This is a genomic window from Bradyrhizobium sp. 956_D2_N1_4 (assembly GCF_052076025.1).
GTDB classification, from domain to species: Bacteria; Pseudomonadota; Alphaproteobacteria; order Rhizobiales; family Xanthobacteraceae; genus Bradyrhizobium; species Bradyrhizobium barranii.
Window position 1 is genome coordinate 3,312,879 of sequence record NZ_CP197237.1, and the last position, 14,958, is coordinate 3,327,836.

Sequence of the window (14,958 nt, forward strand, 5' to 3'; positions counted from 1 at the left end):
TATTTTCTTTTTGTTGCCTTTTCCCACCGGGCATGTCAAGTGCGATCTGCGCGCCCACAGGCTCGTGATTGGGAGACCGACGCATGACGAAGAAAAACACCCCGAAACGGGGCAGACCGCCCAAGGATCTCGCCGGTGACGTTCAGGTCCGGATCCTTGATGCAGCCCAGCAGCTTTTTCTCGAGAAGGGCTACCGTAGTGCCAGTATCGATGACATCGCCGAGCTGGCGCCGGCGAGCAAGCCAACCATCTATGCGCATTTTCCCGGGAAGGAGGCACTGTTCGCAGCGGTCGTGGCCCGCACCATCAGCGGCCTGACGGACTTCGATGGCTTCGAGCCCGAGGGCCGCACCCTTCAGGACAAGCTCTCGAGCCTCGGCACCGCCGTCGTCGAGAAGGTCATCGAAGAATCGATGGGCATGGTCCGCGCCACGATCGCCGAAGCGCAGCGTTTCCCCGAGTTGAGCCGCAACGTCCACGATGCCGCGCGCGATCGCTCCGTCAACGCCGTTTCCCAACTCTTGAATGAAGCCACGCAGAAGCTGGCGCGCGCACCAAAAGGCCCTTTCACTGGAAAGCGAAGCCTTGCCACCGCTCAGATCTTCCTGGATCTGATCCTGCTGCCGATGCTATTTCGCTCGTTGGTGGGAGAAACACCAAAGGAGCTGAGACGGGAGCTGCCCTCTTTCGTGCGCGAACGGGTCGGCTTTTTCCTTGCGGCCTGCGAGGCAGACTGGACGCCGTGAGCCGGCGATCGCCGCGCGTCAGGTTCGACAGACGGACTTGTAACGCAAATCGGCCCCGATGCTGGTCACTTGAAACGACGCCGCGTTAACAGACGCTGCGTTGCCAAGCGCCCCCGCGCAAAAACTCATCATCTCGTTGAAGCCCGGCCGAACAGCGGTCGTCTTGATGCGGGACGGATTGAGGTATGCATCCATCGCGACGAGCAGGCAGCAGGCCAGCGCCATCGGGCTCCCGGCTCGAAATTCGCCACCGGCCTGCCCGGCCGCGATGACCGACTGCACGACACCGCGAAGCCGATCCGCATGGGACAGGCTGGCCGGCCAGTCTGCTTGTCCTGCGGCGACCACCAGTTCGTGCAATCGGACATGGTTTGCCAGCGTATCTTCATGGATCCGGGAGATCGCCCTAAAGACCGCATTCAGCCGCTCCAGGCCCGAGCGCTCGCCTCGCGCTGCGCTTGCAGCCGCCGCCGACACCCCCTCGAGCAGCTCGGTCACGACGGCCTCTTCGAGCGCTCGGCGGGAGGGATAAAACCGATAGAGATTTGCAGGCGACATTGATGCGTCGCGAGCGACGTCGGCAACCGTGGTCTTCCGGTACCCGATCTCGCGGTACAAGCGGATTGCAGCCTGCACAATTCGTTCACGAGTGCACGACGATCCACCCCGACGGGGAGTCCGTGCCTTTAGCATATTCGGCCTCAACGCGAGTGAATCGTGTGCATTTCACGCCGGCAGGCTTCGCCGAATTCACGCAACGGGTCCATCTCTTCCAAGAAGCCCGGCAGGTCGACGAACGACGTGTTCGGCGAAAGGTAGGTTTCGATGATCAGTCGGCCTGCCCGCTCCGCGGCGTGGACCACCTCATCGTCGGACAGAATCCGCATTCGCCCGACAAGCGCATACAAGTTCACCAGCGCCGGGATCTCGGATTTGTCGCTGGTCAGCGCGTCCGCGTAAAGCCGGGACGCCTCCTCGATGAAGCATCGGTACAGCTTTTCACGCTTCGAGACCGTGTGGGCATGATGGCGCTCACGGACCCTGCGACGACGGGTCACCCATCCCGTCACGATTGTGGAAATGGCTCCGAAGGCCGAGCCCCCGAACGCAGCGAAAGCGGGAGCATAGATCGTGTTCATGCGGTCATTCCCCATCTTTTGCGCCGCGATAGCGAAGCGATCCGATGGTTCTCACCGAAGCCGCGGCCGCGGAGTTCTCGAAGACGGCTCTGCAAGCATCGCGCAGGTCCGACTTTCTTTGCCTGAGACAGGCTTCCACATTGGTGGGGTCAGGGATGTAGCCGGCGCACAGACGAAATGCATCAGGCGCGCATGCCGCCCTCTGCTCTGCTGTGCCGCGGTTCTCCTGTGCGAAGGCAACCCCGCCACCGAACGAAACGAACACCAAGACTGCAAGCATTAGCCGGTTCTTGAACATAACGAATCCTTTCTGAAGTTGAAGCCATCTGCTTACGAAAGGGAGTTCCTGGCCTCATTCCGAAGTCCCCGTCGTCCGATCAGTACGAATACGCGCTCGTGAGTCTCTGCTCTTGACAGGCTTCGCGAACCACGCTGTATATGAAATATACGGTGTAGTTTATTTCGGAGATCGAAGATGTCAACCCTGTTCGTGGCGCTCGCGCGGGAAAATCCCTGGCCCGGTATTGCGGTCGCGTCGCTGAATCTGATCGTGGCCGTGTCGCTCGTGGGCGTAAGCCTGCTGCTGGGTGTCACGATTTCGGTGCTCGCCTGGGCGCACGCGCTCGCCGATCGCGAGCTGGCGCCGATGCGGCATGCCACCAACCGACGGGGCTTCGCATGACCCCGGCACTGCTGCTCGCTCGCGATTTCATCATCTATTGGGTCAACGTCTGGCTCGCGCCGGTCGAATGCATGTTCGACATGATCGAATCCGAACTCGTCCGCAGAGGCGTCGCGTTTGAAGGGGTCGAGCCCCCTTCCCGGCCCGCGGCCTGAGACTCCTGGAATTACGACATGCTCAACTTCATCGAAGTGTTCGACATCATGCACGTGGAGCCGGCCACCGGCGCTTCAGTGTGGACCGGACTCACGGGCACGCGAACGGCCCTCGAGCGCGACGGGCACCTGATCAACCCAAAGGCGATGGCCTATTGCCCGGCCGACTGGATCGACGAGCGCGGCTATCTCGATGCCGAGCTCGGCGCGCCGGCATCCCCGCCCCTGGGGCATCTGACGGTGAGACGAAATCAGTCCATGTCCAGGAGCCGGCTGCCGTGAGCAGGAACTCTGTGCTGTCGAGACACGCGAACAGTCTTGTCGAACCCGAGCTTCCGTTGCGGGCCTATTTTCTGTCGGTTGGAGGAGCGCTGCTCCTGCTGCTTCTGGCCGCCGATTGGGTGCTGCCCGCACCATTGCCGAGCCGGCTCACGGACTCGCATTCCGCGCTGCCGCCGATCCGCATCCACACAGAGCTGAAAGGACCGGAAGCGGTCATCATCGACACCAGCGGGTTCGGACTGCTCCCGATGCCCCCTGAACACGATATCGCTGTGGCTCCATCGCAGCTGCTGGAGCCTGAGGTCGCCAACGCCGCTATGGGTGTCGGTGACAGTAGCCAAGCGCCAACGACTGATCTGCGCCTTCGCGAAAGCCTGGCGAGGTTGCAGTCCCCCGTTCACGTTCAAGCAAGCGGAGCCACAAGGCCACGCGACGTTGCGGCACGACAGCGCAAGCTCGCGCAGGCACCGCCCCGAAGGCTGCGGCGATCCGCTCAGCATCCGAGCTTCGATACCAGCTTCGGCGGCTGCATACCATTTAGCCGCTAGCGCTGTCCTTACCCGGGCGCTCCCGTTCCCAACTAGGTCACTGCTCATGTTTTGGATGAAAACCACAGGATTGACGCGATGTCCAAGAAGCACTTGCTTGCCCTGATCGTTTGTTCCGCCGCCCTCGCTGGCACGGGAGCTACGGCCGATGTCACGCAGGCCCCGGCCGATGCTGACCAGCAAAGCGCGGCCGCGCAGGGCAATGCCGACGAAGCAGCTATTCGCCGCGTGCTCGAACAATTCAGCACCACGAAGGTACCACTCGGCCATGCAATGGCAATTGCGGAGCGCCTGCATGACGGCTCGAGGACTGCGGACATCAGCTTCGAGACATCTGACCAGCCGGTCTATCGCGTCCGTACGGTCAAGAATGAGCGAGTCTTCGAGAATGTCATAGACGCGAACACCGGAAGGGTATCGCAAGCGGAAATCGCTTCATCGCTCAAGGAGCTTGATCGAGCTGATCTCGCCAACATCATCGCCCTGAAGTGGATCAAGCAGGAACTGTCGGAAGCGGTCCAGGTCGCTGAGAAAGCCGCGGCGGGAAACGCGCTTGCCGGTGGACTGGTGAAGCAGGATGGCAAAATCAACTTCGTGGTCGTCGTCGCCAGCGGCGACCGCCTAAAGGAAGTGACGCTTGAGCCGCCCAAGGTCGGACAGCGGTCAACTCAGCACTAGGCGCGGACGTGCCGTTCCGCCGCTGAAGCACGATCTCGTGAGTTGCTTGATCGTCGCGCGATATTTAAACTATACCGTGTAGTTTGTTATTAGAGCGTCCTCCACTCTTTCGCACAACGTTAGCTTCGATCATCACACACCAGAGAGACACGCCAAGTCATGAACTTCCAGCCCCGACTACACCTGCCGACCACCCAACGGCGGCTACCATTCGATTGCATCGCCCTGCTCTTGCAAGGCGGCGGCGCTCTGGGGGCCTACCAAGCGGGCGTCTACGAAGCCTTGGCCGAAGCCGGCATCCATCCGGATTGGGTCGCCGGCATTTCGATCGGCGCGATCAATGCGGCGATTATCGCCGGCAACCCGCTCGAGTCCCGTGTTGACCGGCTCCGCGATTTCTGGACGCAAGTGACTTCAACTGCGCCCTGGGATTGGTCCGGAAATCCACTTCTCGATAGGCGTAGCGACAATGCGCGCAATGTCCTCAATCAGATGAGCGCGGGCCTTGCCGCGACATGCGGCGCAAACGGATTTTTCTCCGCGCGCCCCCTTCCGCCCTGGTTGCACGCGGGTGGAACGACCGAGGCGACCAGCTTCTACGACACCAGCGGGTTGAAGAGCACTCTGGAGCGCCTGATCGACTTCGACCGCCTCAACGGGGGAATCACGCGCTTCAGTGCGGGCGCGGTCAATGTAAGAACGGGGAATTTCGTCTATTTCGACAATAGCACCCATACCATCGGACCGGAGCACATCATGGCGAGCGGCGCGCTGCCGCCTGGCTTTCCCGCGGTGGAGATCGAGGGCGAGCACTACTGGGACGGCGGCCTGGTGTCCAATACGCCGCTGCAATGGGTGATCGACTGGGGTGCGCCCCAGGACATGCTGGCGTTTCAGGTCGACCTCTGGAGCGCGAAAGGTCAGCTTCCAAGCAACATGGCCGAGGTCGTCACACGTCAGAAGGAGGTTCAATATTCGAGCCGCACGCGCGCAAGCACCGACCAATTCAAGAGGGTACAGCGCCTCCGCCGTGCGCTCGCCGACCTGCTGGGACGGCTGCCGAAAGACCTACAGGGCCATGAGGACGTGAAGCTCCTCAGCACGGCGGTTTCCCACAACGTCTACAACATCGTTCACCTGATCTATCGAGCGCGGAACCACGAAGGCCACTCCAAGGACTACGAATTCTCTCGGCTTTCGATGCAGGACCATTGGCGCGCCGGTTATCACGATGCGCTGCGCACGCTACGCCATCCCGAGGTACTCACCCGCCCTGCTAGTGCGGATGGCGTCTTCACATTCGACCTCGATAACGACGGTCGCGAATAGGCAGGCCGGCCATGCCGGCCGCAAGGAGAACCCAAATGCGTGAGAGTGAAGTACGAAAATGCGCCTTTGCGATGCCGCTGACCAGTCCGTCCTATCCGCCAGGACCGTATCGGTTTGTGGACCGCGAATATTTGATCATCACCTATCGCACCGATCCGGCAAAGCTGCGCGCTGTGGTGCCCGAACCGCTGGAGCTAGATGCACGCGAAGCGCTCGTCAAATATGAATTCATCCGCATGCCGGATTCGAATGGCTTTGGCGACTATACCGAAAGCGGCCAAGTCATCCCAGTCTCCTTCCGTGGACGCAAGGGCGGTTACACCCACTGCATGTTCCTCAACGATGAGGGGCCCATCGCTGGTGGGCGCGAGTTATGGGGCTTTCCGAAAAAGCTCGCCCAGCCGACATTGCGGACCGAGATCGACACGCTGATCGGCACGCTCGACTATGGCCCACTGCGGGTTGCAACGGGAACGATGGGTTACAAGCACCGCGAAGCCGATCTTGGCCAGGTCAAGGCAGGGCTCAATGAGCCGAACTTCCTGCTCAAGATCATTCCCCATGTCGACGGTAGCCCGCGCATCTTAGAGCTCGTCGAATACCACCTCGAGCAGATTGCGCTGAAGGGTGCCTGGACCGGACCCGCGGCTCTCTCCCTGACGCCTCATGCCCTGGCGCCGGTGGCCGACCTCCCCGTCCTGGAGATCGTCTCGGCCATCCACATCCGCGCAGATCTCACGCTCGGCTTGGGCAGGGTGGCCCATGACTATCTGCAAAGACCAAGCCGACCTGTGGTGCGGGCCGCAGAACAAAGTCTGGTCACCTGACCGCAGTTCCCGAACCGAGCACATCGTGAGGCTCAACCCAACATACAGAACAACCGATTGAGATGCTATTCTGAAAGGCAAATCGGCGATCGTGACCGGCTCGACCAGCGGCATTGGCCTTACGTGTGCGTGTGCTTTTGCAGGCCGGCGACCAGGCGCAAAAGCAGCCACCTGTAGCTTGTCACCGTAGCTATTCAGATTGCTTTTGGATGAGCAGGCTGAATCTCCTAAAAACTCAGTGGGATAGCTCCCGCGGATTGGGGGAGCCCCGTTCCGTCGACCTGCTGGCTGCCCTACACATTCAAGAAAAAGTACGAATACAACGAGCAGCTCGATTACAGCGCAACGGGTTGCCCTCACACCTATTCGTTCGACTACTGGACAGTTCCAGAGGTGATTGCAACAGCAGACGCGCCAGAGCCGACATTCCTAGCCAGCGACGGCTAGGCATCCCGCGTGAAGCCAGCCCAAAGCCCGCGATAAGCCAGAAACCCAAATAGGCGACGACGGCAAGGACGCCCGTAGTCAAGAATCCAACGCCAAGTGCGGATGAACCTGTACTCAAGTTGCTGGACTCGCGAATTTATTGGGCTACAGAACCGTCGTCCAGGAGCATCCATGGCTTTACTTTAAGTCCTCGGGCGATGCGCGCGATATTATCGAGCGAGACATTGCGCTCAGAGCGCTCGACGCCGCTCAGGTAAGTCCGGTTGATACCGCACTCGTGCGCCAGCGCCTCCTGGCTCAGGCCACGCTCGGCTCTCAGCCGGCGCATGTTTCTCGCCAGCACATCCCGGAGCGGCCCCTTGTGAGTCTTTTTCACAAGGGGGATAGCGCCTAGTGACCGCTTTTAAGGCTACCGCTTTTAAGTTACAATCGGCCCGGGCCGCTAAAAAGACCGCGATTACATGGGATTGTCTGAACTCGTTTTAGGACGTCGTTGGTGGGCCGTACAGGTCGTCGATCGTATGGGCTTTTTCGCCGGCACGCGAACGGCAACGGCGCTCGTCGAACTGCTCATGTGGGCAGCGAATACAAATGCCGTCGAGATGCGAGGTTTCGGCAAGAAAAGGCGAGATCAGATCCTGGGTTGGGCGATCATCATGTTTCACAATCCGACCGCTGTCATTCGGCCTGCAATATTGACCCCCTAAGCCGGGGGATCGGCGTCCAAATTTGGCTCTGACTCACTTTTGATGCAGTTCGAGGGATGTCTGGCGCTTTGATTTGGGGGAGAATCAGCGCCATGCAGCAGGCACTCCAGCGCTCCAGTCTGGTGCCGAGTGGATTTGTTGTAGAGAGTGCGTACTACGAAGGTGATAAGGCTGTTATTGCGGTCCGGGCGTCGGGAAGCATTGGTCTGTGCCCATCTTGCGGAACGGTTTCCCGACGCGTCCATAGCCGATACCGGCGTCGTGTGACTGATCTTCCCCTTTCGGGGCGGATCGTACAGCTTCTGGTGATTGCTCGTCGCTTCCGTTGCGGCGCCGTCCTATGCGGGCGCCAAATCTTCACCGAGCGCTTCGCCGAAGGGGTGCTGGCACCGTCGGCGCGACGCACGGCAAGGCTGGACTCTATCGTCCATCACCTCGGTCTGGCACTTGGCGGTCGACCGGCAGCAGGCTTCGCAAAACGGCTAATGCTGCCGGTGAGCAAGGATACGCTCCTTCGCGTGGTCCGACGCCGTAGCCGTCCGCCAGCTGATCCGCTCAGGGTTATCGGCATTGATGATTGGGCCTGGCGGCGCAACCACAGATACGCCAGCATCATCTGCAACCTGGAGCGGCGCCGAGTAGTCACCCTGCTCCCGGATCGGGAGCCCGCAACTGCCCAAGCCTGGCTCGCTGCTCATCCCACGATCGCGATCGTTGCCCGTGACCGTGGTGGGGGATATGGCGAAGCGACAGCAAGAGCCTTACCGCATGCGGTACAGGTTGCAGATCGTTGGCATCTGATGGAGAACGCCAGTCGGGCCTTCCTCGATGCCGTTCGCAAATCGATGCGCCAGATACGCACAGTGATCGGCGCGACCACGATTGATCCCAAGCTGCTAACAGCCGCAGAGCGGATCCAGTATGAGGGTTATCTGCGCCGCGAGGAGACCAATGCGGCTATCCTGGCTCTGTCGAAGAATGGCATACCCATCAAGCAGATCGTGCGTCAGACTGGTCACAGCAGGCAGCTGGTACGGCAGGCGATTCGCGGCGAACGACACGATGTCTTCCGGACCCGGCAAAGTTCGTTGGACTTACACTTGCCGTGGCTCGACGATCAGTGGGCGTCCGGCTGCCGAAACGGGGCTGAACTTTGGCGTCGTTTAACGGCGCGTGGCTTCAGAGGCTCGCTCCGCGTCATCAGCGAGTGGGCGACCCGCAGACGAAGGGCTGAAAAGCCCGACGCACGAAAACTTCAGCGGATTCCATCGGCCAGAACGATCGCGCGCCTCATGACAATCGGCGGAGATCTGCTCACGAAAGCAGAGACCGTCACGGTCGCGGCAATCGAAGCTGGCGTACCATCCTTGGTCGAGGCTCGCGAGATCATCGCCGAATTCCACTTGATGATCCGGCGCAGAGCCGAAGCAGGGCTCACGCCGTGGATCGACCGCGCCCGCGCCAGTCTCGTGACTTCCTTCGCCAGCGGCGTCACGAAGGATGAAGCGGCGGTTCGGGCGGCAATCACTTCGCCCTGGTCCAACGGACAGACTGAAGGTCAGATCACCCGCCTCAAGCTCGTGAGAAGGCAGATGTACGGTCGCGGGAAAATCGATCTCCTTCAGGCCAGGCTAATCGGTGCAGAATAATCGGAGCTGCACCAAAATTGCGTCAGAGCCAAATTTACAGGCCGATTGACAGACCGCTGCTGAGATGCTCGCCCGAGACGCTCGCATTTCCAAGGAAGAAGCCCTGTCCCTCCTGCTGGCCATGAAGGAAGCTGGACGGAAACTAGCTGCTGACGAAGGACTCGAAGCGCTCGTCTACATCGCGAGTGACTCGGACAATTGGTGAGAATCAAGGGAGACCCAGTGTGACGAACTTGGAACGTACCTCGGCTGGATTGCAGATGGTGATCCCAGGATGCGAGCGACGGACCCTACCTCGGTCTACCACGCGCACTGACGACAGAGGCCAGGGGCTGCTCGGCTTCTACCAGCCTCCAACTCAGCGGGAGCAGCTTGATCAACGAGCAGATGCACCCTTGCGCGCAAGTAAGGGACAGAAGTCACCGCCCCAGGCGGGACTATTTGGTTTGCGCTCTCGTGGGGTCCATCCTGCCACTTAGGATGTCAGCTTCTGAATCGCCGACCAGGTGAGGAGAACATGTTGTCCGGCCAAGGCGCAGCTCGGGACTACTTCGCGGAATACCGTTTGGCGATTGAGGCATACGAACGCGAGCTCAATCGTGAATTCGGTTTCGCCTTTATGCCCGAATGCAATCAGGAAGGCGCCAAGGCGCCGCTCGGATCCGAGCTAAGGCGTACCTACGATGCGATGATAGAGGCAAGGAAAGCGCGTGACGAGCGGCATCCGCCAGGAACATGGATGGGTTGAAGCGGGAATTACTCAGGCGCTGAGCGACTGGCTACTGGGCCTCGCTTTGCATCCCCCGGGGGTGTCTCACCGGCCTACCGGCGGGGTGTCTCACGCTAAGCTTTTCTCCAAATTGGGTTTTCGGCCGGGCGAAGGCCGAGACACCTGTCTAATCTGAGGCGGCGCGGTGACTCGCGTGTCTCGCGAGCCGAATTCCCGTTTGACTCGCCGACCTGCGAGCCGGCTGGAGTATTGACTGATGATGTTGGCGGTCGGGGGGAACCGACCGCTGGCTGATCTCCGCCTCCCCCTCTTTGCGGGTGGGATCGTAGCTGCCGGCCATCTTGCCGATGCTGCCGCCTCTAATGTGCCCCATGTCGTCTCCTATGCCAGTTTGAAGCCACTGGCTAAGCCAGTGGCTTCGTGTTGGGATCATATCTCGCCGCGGCTCGGGTGTCTCACTGGCGCCCTGTCTCGATCATCAGACGAGCGGTGTCGCGGGCGCCCTTGCCGTAGCCGGTCCATTGACCGATGTTGATGCCGGAGGCGAAAAGGATGATCCAGCCGAACGAGATCCAGATCGCGCGCACGCCGCGCCAAAGCAGCCTCACGACGCCATCTTGGCGGCGATCAGCAGCGCGATGCCACCCAACACGAGCAGCAGCAGGCGTCTCGATCAGCTTCGCCGCGCGCCCGATCAATTGATACGCTACATGTCTCACCTCTGTGTCACAGGCGTGAACTGCTAGCAAGTCACGGAAATCACACCTGGATCTCGCATCGGTATGCGGCGAAGGCCCCATGAAACGGTTGAGTCAGCTCGGTGACTCACTATTCGACCCTTGTGGTTGGGCGTCTTGCCGCAAAGCAACAGCGAATTTTGGAGTGGCAGCTGCTCTGATGCGGTATTCCGCTTCCCGACGGTCCTGGAGAAGACTACCTGACCCGAAATGTGGTGCACATGCAGGATATCGAAGCGGATATTGCTCGTCTGATCCGATCCGTAGAAAAGCGTTTCCGTCCGTCATACGTCAATCTACGGGCGCTCGCGCAAGCTGTGAGATGGTGTCTGGAATGGTTTGAAGACGCAAATAAATATAGCACTGGGAGTCACGAAGCAACGCGGCGCCGCTTGTACCAAGACGCTCTACCCATCGCGCGCAAATTGGCGACCCTGCTGAACAGCGAAGTGCTGTGGGATGACCGCCATAAGAGCCGGCCAGCAAGAACTTCGGGAGAGATGGCGCAGGAGCTCCTCTCTTGCTTACAGAAAGAGCGGGATGCAGCGTTTGCGACAGATGAAGACCTTTATATAGAGTCCTTCAAGGATTGGACGCCATTCGAACGGCTTTTCGGAGACTATCTCCCGGCAGTTTTTGTTGCTGCCGGTTTCTCTGGAGGCGATACGCCTCAGGAGCGCGCCGCCAAAGGTGGTCCGTATATCAGCTTTGCAATCTCGTTTGCTCATCTTTTTGGCATCGAGCAAACCGATAGCAGCCCCTACTCCGTGAACTCATTTGTCAAAGCAGCCAAGCGCCCTTTGGTCGCCGAGGGGCGCGAACGCCGAAAGCTCGGGCCTCATCGATTGCTTGTGCCCGGCTTCTTTGAGTCCTGGCACCGGAGCCGCTGTGATGACCTGCGCAGGTTGTTTAAAGCTCCGTCTGGATAGAGGGCAAAGCTGGTCGCAGAAATTGCTTCTTTGCCCACTTGGCGCCTGTTAGGGCGAACACGTCCGCGAACAGGAGCGAACGTGAACGACATGAAACTTAGCGGCTCTACGAAAGCACTCGCTGTTTCACCAGGAAAGGCAGCAGAGATCCTCGGCTGCGGCCGGACCCGCATCTATCAGTTGCTTCAGCTGGGCGAGCTGATTTCTTACCGAGAAGGTGCTGCGCGCCGCGTACTCACGTCGTCTATCTACGACTACGTGCAGCGCCAAATCGAGGCCCAAGCCTCTGCTCCTCAATGGTCGTCTACGACCAAGGCTACCGAGGCAAGCCTCAACAAGCGCAAACCCAAGCGCGCTTGAGCTGATGTAATTCCCAGGTCGAACAATTAGGTAAAACGTGTCGAAATCGCCGAACTTGCGGAAACTTCGTGCGCGGCGACGAAAGCTGGCGCTCGAGGAGGTTAGCGAACATGCTCAACCAGAAACGCTCAATCAAGCGTTAGCCGGGTTCAGCTCCGATGCCAAACGTGAGCGACTATTCAACTTCGCGTGGATAGATATCGTCGTTCAGTCATTTCATCTGACGCCGGCTGAGAAACACGTCGCCTCTGCCATAGCGTCATTCATAAATATGGATCCAGCCCACCCGTGGTATGGGACAGGCTGGGCCTCACAAAACACCATCGCGCACAAGCTCAATCTGACCGTTAGAACCGTCAACTCGTCGTTCAGAACGCTCAGGCGCCTCGGGCTAATTGTAGTAGAAGAATACGCGGGCTGGAAATATCCAATGGCGCGAACGGCAACTCATCGCTTCGCTCTGAGTTCGCGTGGTATCAGGAATCTACGAGCTATAGACAGCTTTGAGCGCCGGTTACTTGCGGCCTACATTAAATGTGACGACCCGGAGAGCTCAGGACGATGTGCGAAAGTGTGGAAAAGAAATCCAGCAAGAGAAGAAATCGAGACGGACAAGATGGGAAATCAACGCCCGCAAGACCGGAAATCTATTCTCACAACTAATATAAACTACCCCTATGAAATTGATCATTCACCCACCAGCCCGTTCGAAGTTGAATATCGAGTGTTATGCATTCTGATCGGAGCAGACGAAGGTGAGGACCAAGGCAGAAAGCAATTGGCCAAGCTTCCGGCGTCTTTGCTGCACAAGTATGTCGGTGACCTAGCCGACGGCACCTTTACTGTGCGGTCGCTCCAGAATGCGTCGAGCTGCATAACAGAGTCCGCAAAGCGATAGTCTGACAGCGAGAGCTCGGATGGAAAGAGCGTCTTCGGCTCGACGAGGATACTCCCTCCTCCACATCGAGTTGACGATCGTATTGAAGTCTCGATCGAATTTTGACTAGTGGCGAGGTTTTCTTCGGCAAGCTACGGTGCGGACCTACGTATCGCCGACAGGCTCTCGGACCTTGAGTCGAGCCTCGTCTGTCAGCTTGCAGTGGGAGAGTTGCCGATGTCCGACCGCACTTCGATTGGAATACGCCGACAGTACCAGCTACGGGGTAGTCAAGCGACGCCGCGGGTAGAATGAATGCGCCGGTTGAGAGAGTGATCAAAGGCGCGCTTGAAGCCAACCCGTTGAAGCATTTGTCTGCCCGACCGCTCGCACAACACGGGTGCTGGACGTGAGATCATTCTGGGAACGCTTCGCGACGATTCACAGCGCGGGCTCATGCTAGAAGCAATCTAAAGGTCCGACATGCGGACGTGGTCGAACGAGTTCCTGCAAAAGCAAAACGGTTGGGACGCATTGAAGCGCGACAGGTGAACCCTCGGAAGCTCTGTTTCCATCCGACGTCGCCTAGCAGCCCATAGGCGCAGTGGCGGCATCCCTCCACGAGGGGGCTCATCGAGGCATGGCTGACAAGATTTGCTCAGGTTGAGTTCTTCGCATTTTGAGGTCCAACCTCCAAGTGGCCCCTCTCGGAGCTGGAGCCACTACCAATTCGGGGCTGTTGAACGGTGTTGATCGGGTCAATGTCTTCATGATCGCGGTCACTGGTGACCTCGCCGCGAGGTGGATCGGATCGTCGTTGTTGCTGCGCGCATGAGTCCGGACTTGGCCCCAACCCGAACAGCGTTCAAGCCATTGAGATGTCGGTTGTGGGAGGTAGAGCAGTCGCGGGGCAGCACCGGCGTTCACCGCCGCTTGTGACCCACCTCGGACATCGCAAGGATACAGTGACCGCCAGCAATTCATAGCCAGAAAAAAGCCCCGGCGAGCCGGGGCTTTGGTTTGCGCAGACTGAAGCGATTAGTATCTGGCCGGAGAGCCGTAACCGCCGAAGCGATAGTTCAACCGGACCGTGACCATGTCGACATCCTGACTGAACCTTTCGCCAACGAGAGTGACACCACCGGGCGTGACTAAGCCTGCACCCACGAAGGTGCGGGTGTCATTCCCCATCCAAAGGTGGTCGTATTCAACACCAACCGTCCAGTTCGGCGTGAAGCCATATTCCCAGCCGACGCCCAAGGCGCCGCCCCAGCGCGTATGACTTGCCGAGTCCAGACCCACTCCGGTGAAGTTGTTGAAGACATCAAGACGATTGTGGGTCACGGCCGCACCACCCTTCACGTAGAGCAGCGAGGCGTTCCACGCCCAACCGAGTTGAGCCGTGAAGAGACCAATAGCGTCGGTTTTCCCTGTGGTCGAAATGAGTGGATCGACTAGGCTGATGCGCGTGTTCTTGATGTCGGCCCAATCGCCCTGCGCTTCCAATCCGAAAACGAACTGGTTGGTTTGCCAGCGATACCCGATCTGTCCGCCGACAAGGCCGCCGGAGCGATCCGCGCAACCACCTGCGACTGTTCCGAGAGCAGTTACGAAATCCACGCAACCGCGGCTTTGGCCCCATCCGCCGTTGGCGCCAATGTAGAAGCCAGTCCAGTCATAGACCGGAGAGACAATCGGAGGGGGCGCCTTGGTGTACGGGCGTGCCGCCAAATCAGCCGCCGACGCAGGAGCACATAGACCCACGGCCATCATCCCGGCCGCGGCAATTAGAAGCTTTTTCATTACGAGAAATCTCCCCAGAAAGAAGTTCAAAAAAGGCACGACGCCCACTTAAGGAATCGATGCTATCCCGTTCGCCCGCAGGTTGATGTAGCCCAGCCGCAACACTGGGCTCAGATGTTGAGCGGGATTTCCTTATTCGTGTGAAGGACTTACAAGGAACCAAATGCCCGGCAACGTGCATTTGTGCCCGCTTCAAGCCGAAGAAATCTGTAGCGGTCATGCGGGGCTGTTCGGCTGGTTGAATGCCCCTGACATTGCACCTTGGTACAGTGACCTAAGAGACAATCCCCAATTACGCTCGGTGGGGCCACAAGGTGCCCAGCGCTGACGGCG

Annotated in this window: 20 protein-coding genes and 1 pseudogene; 14 read left to right on the forward strand and 7 right to left on the reverse strand. The window is 59.4% G+C overall.

Translation table 11 applies throughout. The features are described from left to right. Nucleotides 1–83 precede the first annotated feature (83 nt). Nucleotides 84–746, forward strand: a complete 663-nt coding sequence (locus AB7535_RS15450; protein WP_354133846.1) for a TetR/AcrR family transcriptional regulator — start codon at nucleotides 84–86, stop codon at nucleotides 744–746. An 18-nt stretch (nucleotides 747–764) separates the two neighbouring features. On the opposite strand, the gene AB7535_RS15455 is transcribed toward AB7535_RS15450, so the two are convergent. From AB7535_RS15455 to AB7535_RS15470, 4 genes and pseudogenes are all read right to left on the reverse strand, one after another. Next, complete coding sequence (locus AB7535_RS15455) at nucleotides 765–1,244, reverse strand: TetR/AcrR family transcriptional regulator (RefSeq protein ID WP_439037346.1); 480 nt, start codon at nucleotides 1,242–1,244, stop codon at nucleotides 765–767. 12 nt (nucleotides 1,245–1,256) lie between these two features. Continuing rightward, nucleotides 1,257–1,439: pseudogene (locus tag AB7535_RS15460) on the reverse strand (TetR/AcrR family transcriptional regulator); the annotation flags it as partial. Nucleotides 1,440–1,447: 8 nt separating this feature from the next. Continuing rightward, nucleotides 1,448–1,885: a hypothetical protein gene (locus tag AB7535_RS15465; protein ID WP_354133848.1), complete on the reverse strand. Its 438-nt coding sequence runs from the start codon at nucleotides 1,883–1,885 to the stop codon at nucleotides 1,448–1,450. A gap of 4 nt (nucleotides 1,886–1,889) precedes the next feature. Continuing rightward, nucleotides 1,890–2,183: a hypothetical protein gene (locus AB7535_RS15470; protein WP_354133849.1), complete on the reverse strand. Its 294-nt coding sequence runs from the start codon at nucleotides 2,181–2,183 to the stop codon at nucleotides 1,890–1,892. Nucleotides 2,184–2,360: 177 nt separating this feature from the next. Here AB7535_RS15470 and AB7535_RS15475 point away from each other — a divergent pair, with 177 nt between their 5' ends. From AB7535_RS15475 to AB7535_RS15505, 7 genes are all read left to right on the forward strand, one after another. Continuing rightward, complete coding sequence (locus AB7535_RS15475; protein WP_354133850.1) at nucleotides 2,361–2,567, forward strand: hypothetical protein; 207 nt, start codon at nucleotides 2,361–2,363, stop codon at nucleotides 2,565–2,567. Continuing rightward, entirely contained in the window at nucleotides 2,564–2,722 is a 159-nt protein-coding gene (locus AB7535_RS15480; RefSeq protein WP_354133851.1) for a hypothetical protein, read from the forward strand. The genes AB7535_RS15475 and AB7535_RS15480 overlap by 4 nt, the downstream gene beginning before the upstream one ends. Nucleotides 2,723–2,740: 18 nt before the next feature. Then, complete coding sequence (locus AB7535_RS15485; RefSeq protein ID WP_354133852.1) at nucleotides 2,741–3,004, forward strand: hypothetical protein; 264 nt, start codon at nucleotides 2,741–2,743, stop codon at nucleotides 3,002–3,004. 56 nt (nucleotides 3,005–3,060) lie between these two features. Next, nucleotides 3,061–3,552 carry a hypothetical protein gene (locus tag AB7535_RS15490; RefSeq protein ID WP_439036632.1) on the forward strand — a complete coding sequence of 164 codons (492 nt, stop codon included), beginning with the start codon at nucleotides 3,061–3,063 and terminating at the stop codon, nucleotides 3,550–3,552. A 78-nt stretch (nucleotides 3,553–3,630) separates the two neighbouring features. Beyond that, nucleotides 3,631–4,230, forward strand: a complete 600-nt coding sequence (locus tag AB7535_RS15495) for a PepSY domain-containing protein (RefSeq protein ID WP_354133853.1) — start codon at nucleotides 3,631–3,633, stop codon at nucleotides 4,228–4,230. 159 nt (nucleotides 4,231–4,389) lie between these two features. Beyond that, nucleotides 4,390–5,559: a DUF3734 domain-containing protein gene (locus AB7535_RS15500; RefSeq protein WP_354133854.1), complete on the forward strand. Its 1,170-nt coding sequence runs from the start codon at nucleotides 4,390–4,392 to the stop codon at nucleotides 5,557–5,559. 35 nt (nucleotides 5,560–5,594) lie between these two features. Beyond that, on the forward strand, nucleotides 5,595–6,386 hold the full coding sequence (locus AB7535_RS15505) for an acetoacetate decarboxylase (RefSeq protein ID WP_354133855.1): 792 nt from the start codon (nucleotides 5,595–5,597) through the stop codon (nucleotides 6,384–6,386). 583 nt (nucleotides 6,387–6,969) lie between these two features. Here AB7535_RS15505 and AB7535_RS15510 read toward each other — a convergent pair. Further along, nucleotides 6,970–7,161, reverse strand: coding sequence for a helix-turn-helix domain-containing protein (locus AB7535_RS15510; protein ID WP_354110815.1), 192 nt, complete (start codon nucleotides 7,159–7,161; stop codon nucleotides 6,970–6,972). Nucleotides 7,162–7,294: 133 nt separating this feature from the next. Here AB7535_RS15510 and AB7535_RS15515 point away from each other — a divergent pair, with 133 nt between their 5' ends. The 3 genes from AB7535_RS15515 (at nucleotide 7,295) to AB7535_RS15525 (ending at nucleotide 9,937) form a co-directional block, all read left to right on the forward strand. Then, nucleotides 7,295–7,540, forward strand: a complete 246-nt coding sequence (locus AB7535_RS15515; RefSeq protein WP_439036633.1) for a hypothetical protein — start codon at nucleotides 7,295–7,297, stop codon at nucleotides 7,538–7,540. A gap of 92 nt (nucleotides 7,541–7,632) precedes the next feature. Beyond that, on the forward strand, nucleotides 7,633–9,189 hold the full coding sequence (locus AB7535_RS15520) for an ISL3 family transposase (protein WP_439036634.1): 1,557 nt from the start codon (nucleotides 7,633–7,635) through the stop codon (nucleotides 9,187–9,189). A 517-nt stretch (nucleotides 9,190–9,706) separates the two neighbouring features. After that, the gene (locus AB7535_RS15525; RefSeq protein WP_439036635.1) at nucleotides 9,707–9,937 is read left to right on the forward strand and encodes a hypothetical protein; all 231 of its coding nucleotides are present in this window, start codon (nucleotides 9,707–9,709) and stop codon (nucleotides 9,935–9,937) included. A 437-nt stretch (nucleotides 9,938–10,374) separates the two neighbouring features. Here AB7535_RS15525 and AB7535_RS15530 read toward each other — a convergent pair whose 3' ends face one another. Beyond that, nucleotides 10,375–10,527 carry a hypothetical protein gene (locus AB7535_RS15530; RefSeq protein WP_439036636.1) on the reverse strand — a complete coding sequence of 51 codons (153 nt, stop codon included), beginning with the start codon at nucleotides 10,525–10,527 and terminating at the stop codon, nucleotides 10,375–10,377. 350 nt (nucleotides 10,528–10,877) lie between these two features. On the opposite strand from AB7535_RS15530, the gene AB7535_RS15535 reads away from it, so the two are divergent. The 3 genes from AB7535_RS15535 to AB7535_RS15545 all read left to right on the forward strand — a co-directional run bounded on the left by AB7535_RS15535 (nucleotide 10,878) and on the right by AB7535_RS15545 (nucleotide 12,843). Then, nucleotides 10,878–11,585 carry a hypothetical protein gene (locus tag AB7535_RS15535; RefSeq protein ID WP_439036637.1) on the forward strand — a complete coding sequence of 236 codons (708 nt, stop codon included), beginning with the start codon at nucleotides 10,878–10,880 and terminating at the stop codon, nucleotides 11,583–11,585. An 81-nt stretch (nucleotides 11,586–11,666) separates the two neighbouring features. Beyond that, nucleotides 11,667–11,945 carry a helix-turn-helix domain-containing protein gene (locus AB7535_RS15540; protein WP_439036638.1) on the forward strand — a complete coding sequence of 93 codons (279 nt, stop codon included), beginning with the start codon at nucleotides 11,667–11,669 and terminating at the stop codon, nucleotides 11,943–11,945. Nucleotides 11,946–12,000: 55 nt separating this feature from the next. Further along, the gene (locus AB7535_RS15545; RefSeq protein WP_439036639.1) at nucleotides 12,001–12,843 is read left to right on the forward strand and encodes a helix-turn-helix domain-containing protein; all 843 of its coding nucleotides are present in this window, start codon (nucleotides 12,001–12,003) and stop codon (nucleotides 12,841–12,843) included. Nucleotides 12,844–13,860: 1,017 nt separating this feature from the next. Here AB7535_RS15545 and AB7535_RS15550 read toward each other — a convergent pair. Then, nucleotides 13,861–14,625, reverse strand: coding sequence for an outer membrane protein (locus AB7535_RS15550; RefSeq protein WP_439036640.1), 765 nt, complete (start codon nucleotides 14,623–14,625; stop codon nucleotides 13,861–13,863). Nucleotides 14,626–14,958: the final 333 nt, after the last annotated feature.